Source organism: Glycomyces niveus, from assembly GCF_017592475.1.
In the GTDB taxonomy this organism is placed as follows: Bacteria; Actinomycetota; Actinomycetes; order Mycobacteriales; family Micromonosporaceae; genus Glycomyces; species Glycomyces niveus.
On the sequence record NZ_JAGFNP010000001.1, the window covers coordinates 312324 to 332514 of the forward strand.

Consider the following 20191-nt stretch of genomic DNA (forward strand, 5'->3'; position numbering starts at 1 on the left):
ATGAGCGCACCGGTCCTGGTGATCAACTCCGGTTCCTCGTCGATCAAGTACCAGCTGATCGACGGCGAGACCCTGGAGGCCTCGACCTCGGGCGTGATCGAGCGCATCGGCCAGGCGGAGTCGGTCCTCACCCACAGGCACGACGGCGAGAAGCACCAGTCCACCGCGCACCTCGCCGACCACGCGGCCGGGCTCGAGGCCGTGGTCGCCGCGTTCGAGGCGCACGGGACCCCGCTCTCGCGCGCCGGGCTCATCGCGGTCGCGCACCGCGTCGTGCACGGCGGCGAGCGGTTCGTGCAGCCGGTCGTCGTCGACGACGAGGTCGAGCAGGCCATCGAGGACCTCGCCGCACTCGCACCGCTTCACAACCCGGCCAACCTCGAGGGCATCCGGGTGGCGCGCAAGCTCTTCCCGAAGCTCCCGCAGGTCGCCGTGTTCGACACCGCGTTCCACGCCACCGTGCCCGAGCGGGCCCACCTGTACGCCGTGCCGGGCGCCTGGCGCGAGGAGCACGGCGTGCGCCGTTACGGCTTCCACGGCACCTCCCACGCTTACGTCTCCCGCAAGGCCGCCGAGCTGCTCGGCAAGAGCCCCAAGGAGGTCAACGTGATCGTCGCCCACCTGGGCAACGGCGCGTCGGTCACCGCCGTCGAGCGCGGCCGCTCGATCGACACCTCCATGGGGCTCACGCCGCTCGAAGGGCTCGTCATGGGCACCCGCTCGGGCGACATCGACCCGGCGATCGTGTTCCACATGCACCGCCAGACCGGGGCCTCGTTCGAGGACCTGGACGCGGCGCTCAACAAGGAGTCGGGGATGCTCGCCCTGACCGGCCAGATCGACATGCGCGCGGTCGAGGCCGCCGCCGCGTCCGGCGACCGGGCCGCGCAGATCGGCCTCGAGATCTACTGCTACCGCATCCGCAAGTACATCGGCTCGTACATCGCCGCGCTCGGCGGCGCCGACGCGATCGCGTTCACCGCCGGCGTCGGCGAGAACAGCGCCGAAGTGCGCGCCGGCGCGCTCGGGTCGCTCGTCGCCCTCGGCGTGCACCTCGACGAGGCCGCGAACGCCGCGGGCGGGCCGGTCATCTCCACCCCGCAGTCGCCGATCACGGTCATGGTCGTCCCCACCAACGAGGAGGGCGAGATCGCCTCCCAGACGGCGGCGCTCCTGCGCTCCTAGCGCTCACCACCTGCGGCCGCGCCCCGGTTTCGGGGCGCGGCTCTGTGTTTTCCGCGAACTTCGACACGCTTAGTGTGCCTATGATCACTTTCGGAAATCGGAAGTCCGAGAGAGGGGCCCGCACCATGAGAGTCGTCTACCGCGTCCTCGCGTACATCATCGCCGCCGAGGTCGCGCTCCAGGCCGCGTTCATGGCCTACGCCATCGCCGGGCTCGGCATCTGGGTCGAAGACGGCGGCGTCCTCGACGCGGCGGTCCTCGAGAGCGAAGAGCCGCCGTTCGACGAGGCGATCGGCTTCATGCTCCACGGCATCAACGGCATGATGGTCGTCCCGGCCCTCGCCCTGATCCTGCTCATCATCTCGTTCTTCGCCAAGATCAAACGCGGCGTCCTTTTCGCGCTCCTCCTCCTCGGCTGGGTCGTCGTCCAGATCTTCCTCGGCCTCTGGGGCCACGAGGCCGCGATCTTCGGCCTGCTCCACGGCCTCGTCGCGTTCGCCGTCTACGGCACCGCCTTCATGGCCGGCTTCCGCGCGAAGAAGCCCGCACCCGAAGCCGCGGTCGGGAATGAGCCTTTCTAGGAGGGCCAAGACCCTCACCGCCCTCGCCGCCACGGCGATCGTCCTCGCGCCGGTCGCCTGGATCTGGCAGGCCAGTCTCCTGCCGGAGTCCTACTCCATCGCCGACATGGGCCGCCACGACCACGGCGGCCACACCGGCACGGACGACGCGTCCACCGTCCCGGTGGACGCGCTCACCGTGCCCGACGACCGCGAAGCCGACGTGCGCGCCACCCTCACCGCCGCCCGCGGCACCATCACGCTCGACTCCGGGCGCACCGTCGACGGCTACACCCTCAACGGCACCTCGCCCGGCCCCGAGATCCGCGCCGAGCAGGGCCAGCTCGTCGAAGTCGTCCTTGAGAACTCGAACGTCGACGAGGGCGTGACCCTCCACTGGCACGGCGTCGACGTCCCCGGCGCCATGGACGGCGCCGCCGGGGTCACCCAGGACGCCGTCGCGCCCGGCGACGACTTCGTCTACCGCTTCATCGCCGACCAGGTCGGCACCTTCTGGTACCACTCGCACCAGGTCTCCCACGAGCAGGTCTTCGGCGGCCTCCTCGGCCCCCTCGTCGTCACCCCCGCGGAAGGCGCAGCGGCGGCCGATGTGGACGTGGTGGTGCTGGCGCACCTCTACGACGGCCGCCGCACCGTCAACGGCCGCGACGGCACCGACCATGTGGACGCCCCGGCGGGCAGCACCGTCCGCGTGCGGGTGGTCAACACCGACTTCGGGGTCATGCCGGTGTGGGTGGACGGCGCGCCGTTCCGCGTCGCCGCCGTCGACGGCACCGAACTCCATGAGCCCCAACAGGTCGAGGACGTCGCCGTCGAAGTGCCCGCCGGGGGCCGGGGCGACCTCGAGTTCACCGTGCCGCCCGGCGGCGGCGTCCGCGTCAACCTCAGCGCCTCCACGGCCCTCCTCGTCGGCGACGCCCCCGTCGAAGCCTCCATCCCGCCGACCGAGACCCTCGACTTGCTCCACTATGGAACATCCGCGCCGATCGGATTCGACCCCGGCGACGCCGACCGCGAATTCGAGTTCGGTATCGACCGCCGCCCCGGATTCCTCGACGGCAAGCCGGGTTTCTGGTGGACCGTGAACGGCGAACTCGTCCCCGAGGTGCCGATGTTCACCGTCGCGTACGGCGACATCGTGACGATGCGGATCGCCAACGACAGCGGCGAGGCCCACCCGATGCACCTGCACGGCCACCACGCGGTCGTCCTCTCCCGCGACGGGGTCGCCGCGACCGGCAGCCCCTGGTGGGTCGACTCGCTCGAAGTGCGCGACGGCGAGGTCTACGAGATCGCGTTCGCCGCCGACAATCCCGGCATCTGGATGGACCACTGCCACAACCTGCCGCACGCGGCCGAGGGCCTGGTCGCGCATCTGGCGTACGAAGGGGTGAGCGAGCCGTTCCTCATCGGCGGTCCCGCCGGCAACCGTCCCGAGTAGGCGGAGGGGACGCGGAAGGGGCGGCCCGGGTCTCCCCGGACCGCCCCTTCCGCTCGCTGGTAAGGCAGGTCGGCGCGGTCGTCAGACCCCGCCGGCCAGGAGCTTGATGAGGGTCGAGTCCATGTCGACGTAGCCGGACTCGCGGCCGCGCGGCACCAGGCTGTAGGCCCGGCGGAGGAAGCGCTGCACGACGCCGCGGTTGATCTCGAAGAGGGCGTTCCCGTCCGGGGACGAGAGTGCCAGCGCGACCGATTCGCCGCGCGGGGTGGTCCAGGGCCACACCCTGACGTCGCCGATGCCCGTGGGCTCCTCCAGCCCCTTCGCGAGGAGCTCTCGCGAGAAGGACCAGGCCACCTGGTCGGCGTCGGTGCCGTCGGGGTGGAACATGACGCAGACGGCGTAGGGATCGTCCGGGTCGTAGCGCAGGCTCGCGCGCACACTCACCGTCGCGAAGTCGGGCGCGACGAGCCGCATGGTGGTGCCGATATCGACTGTCGCCGATCGTGCCATGCTCATAGCGTTACCCCCCAGTGTGCGACCGGCTCCCCCCGAAGCCGGTCGTCATTCCAATCCGCGACCGCACCGGAGGTCCGGAACTTCGGTCGCGAACAAGTCGTGATTCAGGTCTATCATTCAAGCCGTTGCGCCGTACGACGATCCGCAAGACCGAGACCGGCGCGTTCCCCTGATAAGGGGGCAAATTCTGACAAAAGACCACGGTCAATCAGCGTTCCATGTCGTAATTACAACAACGTCCTTCACCCTTTAGCGGTACTATTCCCGACCCTCAGTCCCGGTAGTCGCAAATCGGTGTTGCGACTCGGTTGCGATTCCGCGGAATTATCGACGTGAATCGGGCGGCACGGCGGTGATAGCGTTTGACCGACGTTCTCGGACTCCTCGGAAGGGGCGAACCATGGGCCAGGCGCAATGGACCGAAGTCGACGCGTTCCTCTCATCGCTGCTCGTCGGCGAGGACGACGCCCTCACCGAGGCCACGGCCGCGGGCCGGCGGGCCGGCCTGCCGCCGATCTCGGTGTCGCCCGCCCAGGGCAAGCTGCTATACCTGCTCGCGAAGACGCTCGGCGCGAAGCGGGTGCTCGAGATCGGGACGCTCGGCGGTTACAGCGCGATCTGGATGGCGCGGGCGCTGCCGAAGGACGGGCACCTGGTGAGCCTCGAGTACAGCCCGCGGCACGCCGAGGTCGCGAGCGGCAACATCGCGCGCGCCGGGCTCGTGGGAGTCGTCGAGATCCGCGTCGGGGCCGCGGCCGACAACCTGCCGAAGCTGGCCGCCGAGGGCGGGGAGCCGTTCGACATGGTCTTCATCGACGCGGACAAGGGCGGCTATCCCGACTACCTCGACTGGTCGCTGCAGCTGACGCGGCCGGGCGGACTCATCGTGGCCGACAACGTGGTCCGCGGCGGCGCCGTCGCCGACGGGCTCAGCCGCGACGCGAACGTCCAAGGCGTACGGTCCTATCTGGAGAAGGTGGCGGCCGACCCGCGCCTCGAAGGCACCGTCATGCAGACCGTGGGCGTGAAGGGCTACGACGGCCTCTCGATCGCCCGCGTCGTCGCCTAGCGGTCGCTGGAACCGCCACTCTTTCGAGTGACACGGCGCCGGCGAGGCCCGGTTTCCGTCGTACCCGGGCGGGACGCTGGGCCTACAGTATTCTCCCCTCAAGTGGTGGGTGGGGGGTGGAGGGTGGGAGTCAGCGGCGCTGGTAGTCGGCGAAGCGGCGCAGGACCAGGCCGATGAGGCGGGTCATGAGCCGGCGCGGGCGCCGCGGCAGCAGGTGCGCCTCGGGCCAGTTCTTCCAGTCGGGCACCACGTACCCCCTGTCGCGGTCGAGGGCCTTGAGCGACTGCCGCACGATCGCCTCTGGGTCGGCCAGGAGCCACCCGAGGCGGCCCTCGTCGTACTTGATGCCGTTGGCGATCGGGAAGTCGGTGTCCACCGGCCCCGGGCAGACGGCGAGCACCTTCACGCCCGAGCCTTTGACCTCCACCCACAGCCCGAGGCTGTAGTTCACGACGAACGCCTTCGTCGCCGCGTACAGCGCCATGTACGGCTGCGGCTGGAACCCGGCCATCGAGGCGACGTTCACGACCGCCCCCGACCCGCGCGCGACCATGCCCGGCAGGAACCGCTGGACCAGGTCCGCGACCGCGACGACGTTCACCATCGCAACGTCGCGGTTGTAGTCCGCGCCGATCTCCGCGTCCCGGCCGAACGTGCCGATGCCGGCGTTGTTGACCAGCACTTCGACGGTGATGCCCGCGCCCGCCACGGCCTCGGCGATCCGCTCGGCGGCGCCCGGCGCCGCGAGGTCCTGCACCGCCACCCGCGCCTTGACGCCGTGCGCCGCGCGCAGCTCGGCCGCGAGCGCCTCCAGCTTCTCCTCCGAACGCGCCACGAGGACCACGTGGTGCCCGCGGGCCGCCAGCTGCCGCGCGAAGGCCGCGCCGAGCCCCGCGGAAGCGCCCGTGACCAGCGCCCACGTCCCCTCGCCCATGCCGGTCCCCTTCAGCGGTAGTCGATCAGCAGGCACCAGCCTAGCGAGGGGCGCACTGCGGGCGGCGACACCGCAGGCAGCGGCGCCGGGAGCGAATCGGGGGCGGGTACTCTTGCCGCACCATGTCGATCCCGGCCAATCCCATCACGCGGCGACTGGCCCTTCCGGGCTGGTCGGTCCTGCGGTTCAGCCTCACGCTCGTCGCCGGCGCCCTGCTGGCCGCCGCGGTCGTCACGGGCGCGCTCGTGGTCTTCTGGATCGGCATCCCCGTCGCCGTGTTCGTGCTCCTCGCCATCCGCGTCTGGGCCAACACCCAGCGGCGCGTGATCGGCGAGCAGCTGGGCGTCCACATCCCCGCCCCGTACCGGCCGCGCCCGAAGACCCGCTTCGACCAGCAGGCCCTGTGGCTCGTGCGCGAGGCCGCGACCTGGCGGGACTTCGCGTGGCTGGCGATCGACGCCACCCTCGGGTTCATCGTGAACCTGCTGTACCTCGGCGTCTTCAGCATCGCCGTCTACTACCTGGTGCAGCCGCTGCTGCTCGCGACGGTCTTCCACCGCGCGCCGAGCCCGTTCGTGAACGACTTCGGGTTCTACGACTTCGACACGCCCGCGAAGACGCTCATGCTCGTGCCGGTCGCGCTCGCGTGCGGGGTGGCGTGGTGGCGCTGGGGCGAGCTGCTGCTGCGCTGGTACGCGCACCTGGGCGTGCTGCTGCTGGGGCCGACCGCGAAGGCGCTGCTCACCGAGCAGGTCTCGGAGCTGCGTCAGTCCCGCGACCAGACCGCCGACCACGCCGCCGCCGAACTGCGGCGGATCGAGCGGGACCTGCACGACGGCGCGCAGGCGCGCATCGCGGCGCTGAGCCTCACCCTAGGGATGGCCGAGGAGCTGCTGAGCCGGAACCGGCCCGAGCAGGCCGCCGCGCTCGTCGGGGAGGCCCGGCAAGCGTGCTCCGACGCGCTGGAGGAGATCCGGCAGCTGGTGCGCGGCATCCACCCGCCGGTACTGGCCGACCGGGGCTTCACCGGTGCGCTGCAGGCGATGGCGCTCGACCACCCGCTCCCGGTGTCCGTTGTGGACCGTCTGGTGGACAAGCTGCCGGCGCCGCTGGAGGCCGCCGCGTACTTCGCGACGAACGAGGTCCTGACCAACATCACGAAGCACGCCGAGGCGACCCAGGTGCAGGTCGTCGTCAACCGCGAGCGGGACCGGGTGGTGATCGAGGTCCGCGACGACGGGATCGGCGGCGCCGCGTTCGCCACCGGCGGGGGCCTCGACGGGGTGCGGCGGCGCCTCGCCGCGTTCGACGGGACGGTCGAGGTCGACAGCCCCGAGGGCGGCCCCACGGTCGTCACCATGAACCTCCCCGCCGCCGTCGTCGAGCTCGGCAGCGCCCATAATGCGGCCAGGCCCGCTCCGGACTGACGCCGGTCCGGGACGCGCCGCCGGGCGCAGTGGTATGTCACCGGTGCCATGTCACATGGCACTGATGACACGAGCAAGGGACCGCCGCCGATGCCATGTCACATGGCACCGAGCGCCAGCCGAACCGACAAGAGGTGCCAGATGGACGTCGTCCTCGCCGAAGACCACTCGCTGCTCCGCGACGGCCTGACCCGGATGCTCGAGGCCCACGACTTCCATGTGGTCGAGGCGGTCGACAACGGCCCCGCGCTCGCCGCGGCCCTCCTCAAGCACCGGCCCGACGTGGCCGTGGTCGACATCCGCCTCCCCCCGACCTTCACCGACGAGGGCCTGCGCGCCGCGATCGAGGCCCGCCGCCACATCCCGGCCCTGCCGATCCTCGTGCTCTCCCAGTACGTCGAGCAGCTGTACGCCCGCGAACTCCTCGGGGACCGCCGCGGCGGCGTCGGGTACCTCCTCAAGGACCGCGTCTCGAACGTCGCCGAGTTCATCGAGGCCCTGCGCCGCGTCGCCGCCGGCGGCACCGCCATGGACCCCGAGGTCGTGGCCCGCCTCCTCGGCAAGCAGCAGAATCGGCTCGACGCGCTCACCCCTCGCGAGCTCGAGGTCCTGGCCCTCATGGCCGAGGGCCGCACCAACGCCGCGATCGCCGCGAGCCTGTTCATCACCGAGAAGGCCGTGGGCAAGCACTCCGCGAACGTGTTCCGCAAGCTCGGCCTGGGCCAGTCCGAGGACGACAACCGGCGCGTCCTCGCCGTCCTCGCCTACCTCGAAGGGAACTGATCCGGCGGCGTCAGCCCTGGTCACGGACGTGCTCGCCGACCGATCAGGATTCGAGAAGCACGCGTCGGAGGCTCCCTCTAGAGTGGCGTCCATGAGCAAAGCCGTGAAGTCCTCCGATACGCACGACGCCGACCGCCACGACATGATCCGCGTGCAGGGCGCCCGCGAGAACAACCTCAAGGACGTGAGCGTCGAGCTGCCGAAGCGGCGGCTCACCGTGTTCACCGGCGTCTCCGGCTCGGGCAAGAGCTCCCTCGTGTTCGACACGATCGCCGCGGAGTCGCAGCGGCTCATCAACGAGACGTACAGCGCGTTCCTCCAGGGCTTCATGCCCACCCTGGCCCGCCCCGAGGTCGACGTCCTCGACGGCCTGACCACCGCGATCATCGTCGACCAAGAGCGCATGGGCGCCAACCCGCGCTCCACGGTCGGCACCGTCACCGACGCCAACGCGATCCTCCGCGTCCTGTTCAGCCGCCTCGGCTCCCCGCAGATCGGCCCGCCGATCGCGTTCTCGTTCAACGTGCCCGCGCGCAAGGCCAGCGGCGTGCTCACCTCCGCGACCGGCGAGAAGACCATCGTGCGCGAGGCGGTCTACCACGGCGGCATGTGCCCGCGGTGCGAAGGCCGCGGCAAGACCTCCGAGATCGACCTCACCCGGGTCTTCGACGAGACCAAGTCGATCGCCGAAGGCGCGATCACCGTCCCCGGCTACACCGCCGACGGCTGGATGGTGGCGACCTACCGCGAGTCCGGCTTCCTCGACCCCGACAAGCCGATCACGAAGTTCACCAAGAAGGAGCTCCACGACTTCCTCTACAAGGAGCCCACCAAGATCAAGGCCAAGGGCATCAACGTCACCTATGAGGGCCTGATCCCCAAGATCCAGAAGTCCATGCTGTCCAAGGACCTCGAATCGCTCCAGCCGCACATCCGGGCCTTCGTCGAGCGCGTCGCCACCTTCGCCGAATGCCCCGACTGCGGCGGGACGCGCCTCAGCGAGTCCGCGCTCTCCTCGAAGATCAAGGGCGCCAGCATCGCCGACGTGTGCGCCATGCAGATCACCGACCTCGCCGAATGGGTCAAGGGCATCGACGAGCCGTCGCTCGCGCCGCTCCTCAAGGCGCTCAGCGACAACCTCGACTCCTTCGTGGAGCTCGGCCTGGGCTACCTCAGTCTCGAGCGCCCCTCCGGGACCCTCTCGGGCGGCGAGGCCCAGCGCATCAAGATGCTCCGGCACCTCGGCTCCTCGCTCACCGACGTCACGTACGTCTTCGACGAGCCCACCATCGGCCTCCACCCCCACGACATCCAGCGCATGAACAATCTCCTGCTCCGGTTGCGCGACAAGGGCAACACCGTGCTCGTCGTCGAGCACAAGCCCGAGACGATCGCCATCGCCGACCACATCGTCGACCTCGGCCCCGGCGCGGGCACCGGCGGCGGCGACATCTGCTACCGCGGCGACCTCGAAGGCCTGCGCGCCAGCGGCACCGTAACCGGCCGCCACCTCGACGACCGGGCGACGCTGAAGACGGACGTGCGCAAGGCCTCGGGGGCGCTCGAGATCCGCGGCGCGTCGACCAACAACCTGGACAATGTGGACGTCGACATCCCCACCGGCGTGCTCACCGTCGTCACCGGCGTCGCCGGCTCAGGCAAGAGCTCCCTCATCCACGGCCACCTCGCCGACGAGGACGGCGTGGTCGTCGTCGACCAGACCGGCATCAAGGGCTCGCGCCGCTCCAACCCCGCCACCTACACCGGCCTGCTCGACCCGATCCGCAAGGCCTTCGCGAAGGCCAACGGCGTCAAGCCCGCGCTGTTCTCCGCCAACTCCGAGGGCGCCTGCCCCACCTGCAACGGCAACGGCGTCATCCTCACCGAGCTCGGCTTCATGGACACCGTCTCCACGCCCTGCGAGGACTGCGGCGGGAAGCGGTTCGAGGCCACCGTCCTCGAATACAAGCTCGGCGGCCGCGACATCAGCGAGGTCCTTGGCATGCCCGTCGCCGAAGCGGAGGCGTTCTTCGGCGACGGCGAGGCCAAGACCCCCGCCGCGCACAAGATCCTCCTGCGCCTCGCCGACGTCGGCCTCGGCTACCTCACCCTCGGGCAGCCGCTCAACACCCTCTCCGGCGGCGAGCGGCAGCGCCTCAAGCTCGCCACCCACATGGGCGACAAGGGCGGCACATACATCCTCGACGAGCCGACCACCGGCCTCCACCTCGCCGACGTCGCGAACCTCCTCGGCCTCCTCGACCGGCTCGTCGACTCCGGCAAGACCGTCGTCGTCATCGAGCACCACCAGGCCGTCATGGCCCACGCCGACTGGATCATCGACCTCGGCCCCGGCGCCGGCCACGACGGCGGCAAGATCGTCTTCGAAGGCACCCCCGCCGACCTAGTCGCCGACCGCTCGACCCTGACCGCCCAGCACCTCGCCGAATACGTCGGGGCCTGACCGGTTCCCCACGCGCAGATCGAGACGGCACGCCCGCGGCCCCGCGCCGCGGGCGTGCCGCCTCCTTACGGGGAGCGCCGTCCCTGGCCGAGGGCCGGCAGCGATGGCAAAATGGGGCGGTGACCAGCCGACCGACCTCCGAGCAGCGCCTGCGCGACCTCGCGCTGTTGCGCCGCGTGCGCGACCGCATCGACCGCGAGTACACCGAACCGCTCAACGTCGAAGCCCTCGCCCACGGCGTCCACATGTCGGCCGGGCACCTCAGCCGCGAGTTCAAGGCCGCGTACGGCGAATCGGTGTACTCGTACCTCATGACCCGGCGGATCGAACGCGCGATGTCCTTGCTGCGCATGGGGGAGATGAGCGTGACCGAGGTGTGCTTCGCGGTCGGCTCCTCCTCGCTCGGCACGTTCAGCACGCGATTCACGGAGCTCGTCGGCATGCCTCCGAGCGTCTACAAGGAGAAGGCGGCCGACGCGACCGAGGGCATCCCCGCGTGCGTCTCCAAGCAGATCAGCAGACCGATCAGGAATCGAGAAGCACCCGGTACCGCCAAGAAATAGAGTTGGCCGCATGGATATCAACATCTACCAGGCCTATCTGCCGCAGAACGACCCTGAAGCCGCGCTCGGGTTCTACCGGGACGTGCTCGGATTCGAAGTCCGGAACGACGTCGGCTACGAGGGGATGCGCTGGATCACCGTCGGCCCCGTCGGCCAGCCGGACGTCTCCATCGTGCTGCACCCGCCGGCCGCCGACCCCGGCATCACCGACGAAGAGCGGGCGACCATCGCAGAGATGATGGCCAAGGGCACCTACGCCTCCATCAACCTCTCGACCCCCGACCTCGACGAGGTCTTCGCGAAGCTCCAGGAGACCGCCGAGGTCGTCCAGGAACCTACTGACCAGCCATACGGCATCCGCGACTGCGCCTTCCGCGATCCCGCCGGCAACATGGTCCGCATCAAGCAGCAGTAACTCGCACCGCACCGCACTGCGCCCGGCCGCATCCTTCGGCCGGGCGCGGTGGCATGTCACATGGCACATCGAGCCCTCTGGCAGGCCGCGGCGCAATCAGTCCGGGGCGCAGTGCCATGTGACATGCCACCTGCTCTCGTCGGGGAGTCGAACTCGGCTCAGAGCCATGCTGTGTGACATTCCATAGAGGTTCACTGACACAAGACGTCAGTGAACTTCGTGCATGCTCCAGCGCATGACCATCACCGCGTCCGCCGCACCGCCCGCACCGTCCCTGCCGCGCCCCGGCCGCGCCGAACGGCTCCTCCTGCCCGCCACCTTCATCACCAGCCTCGGGAACGGCATCCAACTCGTCGCCGCCGCCGTCCTCGTCTTCACCACCGGCCACAGCGCTCTCGCCGTCGGCTGGCTGTACATCCTCGTCTCCATCCCGCCCGCCCTCCTCTCCCTCTGGTTCGGCGGCATCGCCGACCGCTTCGACCGCCGCACCCTCTGCCTCATCGCCGATCTCGCCAGCGCCGCAGCCGCACTCGTCCTGCCACTGTGGATGCTCGTGGGCGGCGATTCCGGTCCCGTCGCCTATGGCACCGCGTTCGCTCTCGCCCTGCTCGCCGCCATGTTCATGCCCGCGAGCAACGCGCTCATCAAGGAACGCGTCCACCCCGCCCGTGTCGCCCGCTTCAGCTCCCACTACGAGATGGCGCTCCAGCTCGGCACGCTCCTGGCCGCCTCGATCGGCGGCTTCCTCATCCACTTCGTCGGCACCGCACCGCTGTTCGTGTTCAACGGCGCGACGTTCCTCGCCTCCGCGCTCGCCATGTGGGCGCTGCGCCGCGCGCCCCGCTCGACTGATGCTGGCGAAACACAAGCCGAGTTGAACGAAGTGGACGGTTCGCCTCTGCTGCGGCTCGGCTTCCTCTACGCGGTCTGCCAGGTCATGACGATGGTCAGCAACACGACCCTGATCGTGCTCGTCTACGAGGGCTTCGGGCGCGGCGCAGGCGTGTACGGGCTCGTGGACGCGCTGGCCGGGCTCGGGTTCTGCATCGCGGCGGCGCTGTACCCCAAGGTGATCGGCCGGTTCGGAGAGTTCCGGACGGCGGCGGTCGGCGGGATCGTGTGCGCGCTGTGCTCGTTCGTGTTCCCGATCCATCTGGCGGCGCTGCTGATCTGCATTCCGCCTGCGGCGTTCATGATCGGGCTGTCGCGGGTGGGGATGCGGTCGCTGCTGCTGGCGGCGGTGCCCGAGCGGCGGGCCGGGCGGATGTTCGGCGCGATCAACGCGGTCGGGCTGGGCCTGTCGGCGGCGATGACGGTCCTCGTGGCGTGGATCGCCGACACCACGCATATCCGCTACGGGTTCTACCTGCTCGGCGCGGTCTGCGCGGCGGCGTTCGTGGTGACGGCGGTGACCTTGCGGGGCAGGGTGAGCGGTGTGGCTCCGGTCCCCGGGGTCGGGGGTGTCGCGTCGTGAGCGCCCCCGAATCAACGATCGCACAGTGGTCTGACATGCCAAGGCGCTCAGCGCCGCCCGCGCGTGGCGGCGCCGGGCTGCGCGCGTAGGGCGTGCCCCCTTCCCACCCGCATCCGCCTTCCGACCAACCGAAAAGGACCACCTTCTCATGCGGGTCCGACATTGAGTTGTCTTCGCATTCGTGGGGATGGTGGAGGCGCGGCGGTTCGGCGGCTTGTTCGTTCAGGTGTGGAGGGCAGCCGCTTCGGTGGCGAGTTCGCGTATGAGCGTGCGCAGGGTCGCGGGTTCGAGGACTTCGACGCCGCCGAGGCGGAGGAGTTCTCCGGCGGCGTGGGCGTGGGTCTCGATGGGGATGGTCGCGACCGTCCAGCCGTCCGGCTCGACCGTGCCTTCGGCGATGGCCGCCACGGAGTCCGCGTCGAGGTTGTCCGGGGCCTTCGCCACCGCGTCCGGCGAGAGCCGCACCAGTGCCTCGCCCTGGTAGCGGCGGGCGTCGAAGTCGTCGAGCTGCCGCGCCCACCACGCCGCGAGGTCGAAGTCGTCGGGGCGTTCGAAGGTCTTGTCGGTCTTCTTGGCCGCCAGCAGGTTCGTGACCTTGTACATCCGCGCCGGCCCGTCTTCGACCGTCGCGACCAGGTACCACTGGCCGCCTTTGAGGACCAGGCCGAGCGGGCAGAGTTCGCGCTCAACTTCTTTGGGCTCGGCCCAGCGCGAGTAGCGCACCTGCAGTCGACGCCGCTCCCAGGCGGCGTTCGCGGCGAGGGCCAGGAACGGGACCGGTTCGGCGCGGCGGAACCAGCCGACGACGTCGAGGTGGAAGAGCCGCTTGGCCTCCTCGGCGCGCTCCCGCTGGGCCTGCGGCATCGCGGCCGAGAGCTTGAGTTCGAGCGCGGCGAGCTCGGTCTGGAGCCCGAGGTCGACCGCCGCCGCCGGGACGCCCGACAGCGCGAGGGCTTCCGCTTCGCCCTCGGTGAGCCCGGTCAGCTTTGTCCGATAGCCGTCAAGGAGCCGGTAGCCGCCCGCGTGGCCGCTCTCGCCGTAGATCGGGATCCCGGCGGCGGCAAGGGCTTCGGCGTCGCGGTAGACCGTGCGGACCGAGACGCCGAGTTCCCTGGCCAGGCGCTCGGCGGTCATGCCCCCGCGCTGTTGCAGCAGGAGCAGCATCGAGACGAGACGGCCGGCGCGCATGCCGACCAGTATCCACGGTTCCGGCGGCGGCGCGCCGGTTGCACATGGCAAGGGCGCGGGGGCGATTCGGCTGAATCGGGACGTACCGATCGAGCGGAACTTAGCGTCCCCCTACGGCGGCCGAACGCGCGTGACGGGTCATATGGCACCGATGCGCAAAGCCGAGCCGGTCGGGAGTGCGTGACATGTGATATGCCACTTGGTGTGGCGGTGCTGCGATGATCCGGCCGGTGCTTGACGGCTCCCGGCCGGATCGCTCATGCCGGGCCGGTCAAGACGTCTTCGAGAAGACGTCGAGCGCGGCGTCGAGGTGGGACAGGCCCGCCTCGATGTTCGGCTGCGGCTGCGGGTCGAACACCGACTGCTGGAAGAGCGCGGCGCCTGCGGCGAGTTCCTTGCCGAAGACGTCCAGGTGCGGTTGCGTCTTCGGGTCCTCGAAGTACTTCCCGGCCTTCGGGTCGAACCAGCCGACCTGGTCGAGCGCGATCTCGTCCTTCCCGATCACCTTCGCGGCGTGAAGGAAGTACTCGGCCGATGCCCACCGCATCTCCTTGGCCTTGCCGGGGTCTTGGACGAAGCGGGATTCGGCCAGGAGCGCGAAGCCCTTGCCGAAATAGGCATTGAACTCTTCGAAGACTGCGGGGTCGACGTAGCCCTTGAAGACGTCGATGGCGATGCGGCACTCGGGGCAACCGACGGGGGGCCATTCCCATGCGGGTTCGAGGATGGGGATCTCCCAGGTGTAGCAGTCATCCGGGAGGCTCTCGTGGGGGCAGATCGTGATCGTGTCGCCGCCCGCCTGGGCGGGGGCGGGGATGAAGAGGATCGCGGCGACGGCGAGCGCGGCCGCGAGGAGGAACCGTTGGACGACGAGGCGCATGGGCACTCCTTGAGCAGGGGTCGGTACCGCCTCAGTATGGAATCGAGATCCGGTTCTCCGGGGTACGCGCACGGCACTGATCAGGGACTGCAGTGTCCTATCGGGACTGTAGGTCGGTTCGGCGGCATTTGCGCCGCCGAACCGGTGCGAAGTTGGCACGCGGTGTGCCACTGCGCGGCGTCAGGCCATGCCGGCGAGGATCGCGGCCGCCTTCTCGGGGCGGACGAGGAAGCCGACGTGGCTGGTCTCGATGGTGTGCACGTCGAACGTGTTGCCGGGTGTGAGGGCGTCGGCCTCTTTGATGAAGCGGTCCTGCAGCTCGACGGGAATCGAAGTGTCCTTTGTGATGCGGATGTAGCTGCGGGGGAGGCGGCCCCAGGTCGCGGCGTCGGCGCGGTCGCCCGGGCCGCCCGCGTCGAGGCTCTCGTCGGGGGTGAGGGTGCTGAGGAAGACGCGGAACTCGTCGTCGCCGCCGTCGGCGAGCAGCGCTTCCTTCAGGGCCGCAAGGAGGACGGGGTCGGCGGTGCGCCAGTTCATGCGGACCGCGCCGAGTCGGCCCGGGTTCGCGGCGGCGACGCCCGCGACCTGGTCGAGGACGCACGCGGCGGCCTCGGGCAGCTGCATGTACTCGCCCGGGGTGTGGTCGACGCAGCACCAGGCCGAGACGTAGACGAGCCGGTCGATGAGCTCGGGATGGCGGTTGGCGACGGCGGTGAGGGTGACGCCGCCGCGGCTGTGGGCGACCGCGATGACCGGGCCGTGCTCCTTGGCGCGCTTGAGGATCGACACCATGTGGTCGACGTTCGCCTGGAGCCCGACGCCTACCAGGTTCGACGTGGCCTCGGCCAGCTCCGCCGCGTCCTGGGTCTGGTACGCGGAGGGGACGCCCGCCTCGAACCCGTGCCCCGGCAGGTCGACCGCGAGTGAGCGGTGGCCGAGGAGGGCGAGCTCGCGCTGGAGGGGCGCCCACGAGAACGAGTTGGCGTTGGAGCCGTGGATGAGGACGAACGTCGGTGTCATGGAGGCATTGTCGCACCGGCCGGCATCGCGGTCGGTGCTTCGGGCGGCAGTCGCGGCGCCCGGCACTCGCTGCACTCGGCCGCGCGTGGCGCCGGGGTCTCGCGGCGCGCCTGTGCCGATCTCGCGCGGGCGCCGCGTGGGTGTGCGGGGCTCGCGGCGCTGCGTAGTGCGGGTGGCGGCCGCGCGGGGCGGCCGCGCGGGCGCGTAGGGCGTGCCCCTTCCCACCCGCATCCGCCTTCCGACCAACCGAAAAGGTCCACGGTCTCATGGGGGTGTGACATGTGAGCGGTGTTCGTGGTTGGGGGATGAGGGGTGGCTTAGGGGGTGCAGTTGTGGCGGTGGTAGGCGGGTTTGCGGCCTTCGCGGTGGGTGGCGCGGTAGACGCCGGTGCGGAGTTCGACTTCCCAGACGTCGGCTTCGGGCATGCCGGAGCGGTGGGCGAAGGCGATTTCGGATTCGTGGTCGTAGGCGACGCGCACGAACTGGATCGAGAACGGGGCGGGTCCGGTCGAATCGGGGACGCCTTCGAGGATCACGTAGCCCGGGGTGGGGTCGTCGAGGGCGTTGCCGACGCTGCCGACGTTGACCAGGGTCCGGCCGTGGCGGTTGGATTCGAGGTACGGGTCGTGGATGTCGCCGTACGCCACGACGTCAGGAGCAGGGCCGTCGCCGGTGGCCTCGGTGTTCGCGAACATGCCCAGGAACTCGGCCTCGCCGTGGTCGAAGAACACCCGGTGGTACACGCTCTGAGGCGAGGCGTGGAAGACGCGGATCCGCTTGCCGCTCATCAGGAAGTCGTGCGAGAGCGGCAGGTCCCGCAGCCACTTCACCTGCTCCTCGGCGAGCTCGTCGCGCCACCATGCCGCGATCGGGAAGCCCGCCAAGCGCTCGGGATTCGTCAGCGACGCCTCCCAGTTCCCCTGGACGTGCACCTCGCAGCGCTCCCGCGAGAGGTCGACGCACGCGGCCCCGCGCGGTCCCTTCCCGACCGTGTCGCCCAGGTTGAAGACCCGGGTCACGCCGCGCGCGGCGATGTCGTCGAGCACCGCCTGGAACGCGGTGAGGTTGCCGTGGACGTCGGAGACCAGCGCGATGCGCTCGAGGGAGGAATGCACGCGCCCAAGTGTTCCACCGGAACGTCAGTCCTTCGAATGCCGTTCCAGGAACTGGTAGACCTCGGTCTCGTCCACGCCCGGGAACGAGCCCAGCGGCATCGCCGCGAGCTGGGAGCTCGCGGCCCGGGCGGTCGGCCACACCTGCCCGGCCCAGGACTCGGCGAGGGCGCGCGGCGGGTTGCGGCAGCAGTCCGGGTCGGGGCACTTCGACACCGAGCGGGCCTTGGTCTCCTTGCCGCGGAACCACTTCGCGGCCTCGTACGGGACGCCGATGCTCAGCGAGAACAGGCCGTCCGCGCTGCGCTCGGTGCGCGCGGTGCACCAGTAGGTGCCCGTCGCGGTGTCCGTGTACTGGTTGAAGGCGTTGAACTTGTCGGGCACGTCGAAGACCTGCCGGCTAGTCCAGTACCGGCAGACCGGCTGGCCCTCGATCGCGCCCGTCGGGTCGGCCGGGAACGCCACGTCGTCGTTCTCGTAGGCCTTGAAGATGATCCCGGACTTGTGGACCTTCTGGAAGTGTGTGCGGATGCCCAGGTGGTGCGTGGCGAGGTTGGTGAAGCGGTGCGCGGCCGCCTCATAGGACACCGCGAAGTTGTCGCGCAGGTCCTCGACCGCGATCTCCTTGCCCGTCATCTTCTGCCGCAGGAACGCCACCGCGCTCGACTCGGGGATGAGCAGCGCCGCCGCGAGGTAGTTCGTGGCGACGCGCTGGCCCAGGAACTCCAGGTACGTGCGCGGCACGTCGTGCTGCAGCACATGGCTGGCGAGCGCCTGGAGCAGCACGGTGCGCGGGTCGTGGGCGCCGGTGCCGACCTGTGTGAGGTAGATGCGGCGGTGCTTGAGGTCGGTCACCGAGCGGGTGGAGTGCGGCAGGTCGTCCACGTGGTGCAGCGTGAACCGCAGATACGCGGCGAGGTCGGCGATCTGGTGCTGGGAGAGCGGCCCGCCGGCGTAGTCGACGCCGTTGAGGAGGGTGCGGGCCTCCGCCTCGATGTCGCCGAAGTAGTTGTCCTTGTCGCGCATGCGCCGACGCAGCTCCGTGTTGGCCCGGCGGGCCTCCTCGGGGGTCGCGGTGTGGAGGTTGACCTGCCGTTCGACCTCGCGGTGGAGGCCCACGAGCGCTTCGAGGATCTCGGTGGGGGTGCGCCCGGAGGGCTTGACGTTCGGCAGGCCGAGCGCCTGGTACTGGGCGCTGCGCTGGGCGCGTTCGAGGGCGATCTCGAGAGCGACGCGGCGGTTCGGGGGCTCGGCGCCGAGCAGCTCGTCGGAGGAGACGCCGAGGGCGCGGGCGAGGGCCCGCAGCATCGAGAGCTTCGGCTCCTTCTTGCCGTTCTCGATGAGGGAGAGCTGCGAGGCGGCGGAGCCGACGGCCGCGCCCAGGTCGTCCAGGCTCATCTCGCGCTGCTTGCGCAGGTGCCGGATCTGCTTGCCGAGGCTGATGAGGTCCACGGTGTGGTCGTCGGCGGCTGCCAGTTCGGCCGCCTCGGCCGCGCCCCACGGGCGGTGGGCGGCCCCCGGATCCGAGGAATCGCCGTTCTTCGCAATGACACGAGTGTGCTTCGCACGCGTGGCCGGGCGCGGGTTACCGCTGCCACCGCCTGTGCTCTGGGCGTCGTTCGCGCCTGGGCCGGGGCCGTTCGCGGGCAGGTTCGTCATTTCCCCAGTATTGCGAAGAACTGTCGATCTTTCCACCCGGAACCGCTACTCAGGCCGCGCGGCAAGTGAAAGATTGTGGTTACCTGCAAGTAATGGCCGCTGCTGCGGCCCCGAATGCTCGGAGCCGACGATGAACGACATGAACCGCGACCGCGAGAACCTCGACCTCACCGCCGAACGGCTGGCCCTCGAGTGGGCCTCCGACGAGCGCTGGGCGAACACGGTGCGCGACTACAGCCCCGAGGACGTCGTCCGCCTCCGCGGCCGCGTCACCGAAGAGCACACCCTCGCCCGCCGCGGCGCCGAGCGCCTCTGGTCCCGGCTCACCGAGGACGCCGCCACCGGCGGGTACACCCACGCCCTCGGCGCGATGACCGGCGGCCAGGCGGTCCAACAGGTCAAGGCCGGCCTCCACGCCATCTACCTCTCCGGCTGGCAGGTCGCCGCCGACGCGAACCTCGCCGCCCAGACCTATCCCGACCAGTCGCTCTACCCGGCCAACTCGGTCCCGCAGGTCGTGCGCCGCATCAACAACGCGCTCATGCGCGCCGACCAGATCGAGGCCTCTGAAGGCGTCCAGTCCGTCGAGGACTGGCTCGTGCCCATCGTCGCCGACGCCGAAGCCGGCTTCGGCGGGCCGCTCAACGCCTTCGAGCTCATGAAGGCCATGATCGGCGCCGGCGCGGCCGCCGTCCACTGGGAGGACCAACTCGCCTCCGAGAAGAAGTGCGGCCACCTCGGCGGCAAGGTGCTCATCCCCACCTCGCAGCACCTGCGCACCCTCAACGCGGCCCGGCTCGCCGCCGACGTCGAGAACGTCCCGACGCTCATCATCGCCCGCACCGACGCCGAGGCCGCCACCCTCATCACCTCCGACGTGGACGAACGGGACCACCCGTTCATCACCGGCGACCGCACCGCCGAGGGCTACTACCGCGTGCGCAACGGCATCGAGCCGTGCATCGCCCGCGCCAAGGCCTACGCGCCCTACGCCGACCTGCTGTGGATGGAGACCGGCACGCCCGACCTCGAGGCCGCCCGCACCTTCGCCGAAGCGGTCAAGGCCGAGCACCCCGACCAGATGCTCGCCTACAACTGCTCGCCGTCGTTCAACTGGAAGCGCCACCTCGACGACGACACCATCGCCAAGTTCCAGCGCGAACTCGGCTCCATGGGGTTCACCTTCCAGTTCATCACCCTCGCGGGCTTCCACGCGCTCAACCACTCCATGTTCGACCTCGCCCACGGCTACGCCCGCGAAGGCATGACCGCCTACGTGGAGCTCCAGGAGCGCGAGTTCGCCTCGGAGGAGCGCGGGTACACCGCCACCAAGCACCAGCGGGAGGTCGGCACCGGCTACTTCGACCGCGTCACCGCCGCGCTCAACCCCCAAAGTGAGACGCTCGCGCTCGCGGGCTCCACCGAAGCGGGACAATTCCACTAGCTGCCCTGCGACCTGTCCGCTGCGACGGGGTCCGCG

Annotated in this window: 18 protein-coding genes; 11 read left to right on the plus strand and 7 right to left on the minus strand. The window is 70.2% G+C overall.

From position 1 onward, the window contains the following. The 3 genes from J5V16_RS01495 (at position 1) to J5V16_RS01505 (ending at position 3207) form a co-directional block, all read left to right on the plus strand. On the plus strand, positions 1-1185 hold the full coding sequence (locus J5V16_RS01495; RefSeq protein WP_208494176.1) for an acetate/propionate family kinase: 1185 nt from the start codon (positions 1-3) through the stop codon (positions 1183-1185). A gap of 125 nt (positions 1186-1310) precedes the next feature. Further along, complete coding sequence (locus J5V16_RS01500) at positions 1311-1766, plus strand: hypothetical protein (RefSeq protein WP_208494177.1); 456 nt, start codon at positions 1311-1313, stop codon at positions 1764-1766. Next, positions 1753-3207 carry a multicopper oxidase family protein gene (locus J5V16_RS01505; protein WP_208494178.1) on the plus strand — a complete coding sequence of 485 codons (1455 nt, stop codon included), beginning with the start codon at positions 1753-1755 and terminating at the stop codon, positions 3205-3207. The genes J5V16_RS01500 and J5V16_RS01505 overlap by 14 nt, the downstream gene beginning before the upstream one ends. 81 nt (positions 3208-3288) lie before the next feature. Here the strand turns inward: J5V16_RS01505 and J5V16_RS01510 are convergent, their stop codons facing one another. Next, positions 3289-3723: an SsgA family sporulation/cell division regulator gene (locus J5V16_RS01510; RefSeq protein ID WP_208494179.1), complete on the minus strand. Its 435-nt coding sequence runs from the start codon at positions 3721-3723 to the stop codon at positions 3289-3291. Positions 3724-4123: 400 nt separating this feature from the next. On the opposite strand from J5V16_RS01510, the gene J5V16_RS01515 reads away from it, so the two are divergent. After that, positions 4124-4792, plus strand: a complete 669-nt coding sequence (locus J5V16_RS01515; protein ID WP_208494180.1) for an O-methyltransferase — start codon at positions 4124-4126, stop codon at positions 4790-4792. 130 nt (positions 4793-4922) lie between these two features. On the opposite strand, the gene J5V16_RS01520 is transcribed toward J5V16_RS01515, so the two are convergent. Then, positions 4923-5726, minus strand: coding sequence for an SDR family NAD(P)-dependent oxidoreductase (locus J5V16_RS01520; RefSeq protein WP_208494181.1), 804 nt, complete (start codon positions 5724-5726; stop codon positions 4923-4925). A gap of 122 nt (positions 5727-5848) precedes the next feature. Between J5V16_RS01520 and J5V16_RS01525 the strand changes: the two genes are divergently transcribed. From J5V16_RS01525 to J5V16_RS01550, 6 genes are all read left to right on the plus strand, one after another. Next, positions 5849-7153, plus strand: coding sequence for a sensor histidine kinase (locus J5V16_RS01525; RefSeq protein WP_208494182.1), 1305 nt, complete (start codon positions 5849-5851; stop codon positions 7151-7153). A 141-nt stretch (positions 7154-7294) separates the two neighbouring features. Further along, a complete protein-coding gene (locus tag J5V16_RS01530; protein WP_208494183.1) occupies positions 7295-7936 on the plus strand; it encodes a LuxR C-terminal-related transcriptional regulator in 642 nt (213 codons plus the stop codon). A 91-nt stretch (positions 7937-8027) separates the two neighbouring features. Next, positions 8028-10400: an ATP-binding cassette domain-containing protein gene (locus tag J5V16_RS01535; protein WP_243900566.1), complete on the plus strand. Its 2373-nt coding sequence runs from the start codon at positions 8028-8030 to the stop codon at positions 10398-10400. A 119-nt stretch (positions 10401-10519) separates the two neighbouring features. Next, positions 10520-10963 carry a helix-turn-helix transcriptional regulator gene (locus J5V16_RS01540; protein WP_208494184.1) on the plus strand — a complete coding sequence of 148 codons (444 nt, stop codon included), beginning with the start codon at positions 10520-10522 and terminating at the stop codon, positions 10961-10963. A 10-nt stretch (positions 10964-10973) separates the two neighbouring features. Then, positions 10974-11378 carry a VOC family protein gene (locus tag J5V16_RS01545; RefSeq protein WP_208494185.1) on the plus strand — a complete coding sequence of 135 codons (405 nt, stop codon included), beginning with the start codon at positions 10974-10976 and terminating at the stop codon, positions 11376-11378. 235 nt (positions 11379-11613) lie between these two features. Continuing rightward, the gene (locus J5V16_RS01550; RefSeq protein WP_208494186.1) at positions 11614-12852 is read left to right on the plus strand and encodes an MFS transporter; all 1239 of its coding nucleotides are present in this window, start codon (positions 11614-11616) and stop codon (positions 12850-12852) included. 222 nt (positions 12853-13074) lie between these two features. Here J5V16_RS01550 and J5V16_RS01555 read toward each other — a convergent pair whose 3' ends face one another. The 5 genes from J5V16_RS01555 to J5V16_RS01575 form a co-directional block, all read right to left on the minus strand. Further along, entirely contained in the window at positions 13075-14040 is a 966-nt protein-coding gene (locus J5V16_RS01555) for a helix-turn-helix transcriptional regulator (RefSeq protein ID WP_208494187.1), read from the minus strand. Between the two features lie 271 nt (positions 14041-14311). After that, positions 14312-14920 carry a hypothetical protein gene (locus J5V16_RS01560; RefSeq protein WP_208494188.1) on the minus strand — a complete coding sequence of 203 codons (609 nt, stop codon included), beginning with the start codon at positions 14918-14920 and terminating at the stop codon, positions 14312-14314. A 180-nt stretch (positions 14921-15100) separates the two neighbouring features. Beyond that, positions 15101-15940, minus strand: coding sequence for an alpha/beta fold hydrolase (locus J5V16_RS01565; protein ID WP_208494189.1), 840 nt, complete (start codon positions 15938-15940; stop codon positions 15101-15103). A gap of 317 nt (positions 15941-16257) precedes the next feature. Continuing rightward, positions 16258-17055 (minus strand): metallophosphoesterase family protein, encoded by a 798-nt coding sequence (locus J5V16_RS01570; RefSeq protein WP_208494190.1) that lies wholly within the window; start codon positions 17053-17055, stop codon positions 16258-16260. 24 nt (positions 17056-17079) lie between these two features. Then, positions 17080-18711 (minus strand): helix-turn-helix transcriptional regulator, encoded by a 1632-nt coding sequence (locus tag J5V16_RS01575; protein WP_208494191.1) that lies wholly within the window; start codon positions 18709-18711, stop codon positions 17080-17082. Between the two features lie 130 nt (positions 18712-18841). On the opposite strand from J5V16_RS01575, the gene aceA reads away from it, so the two are divergent. Then, the gene (gene aceA, locus J5V16_RS01580; RefSeq protein WP_243900567.1) at positions 18842-20155 is read left to right on the plus strand and encodes an isocitrate lyase; all 1314 of its coding nucleotides are present in this window, start codon (positions 18842-18844) and stop codon (positions 20153-20155) included. The last annotated feature ends 36 nt before the right edge of the window (positions 20156-20191 follow it).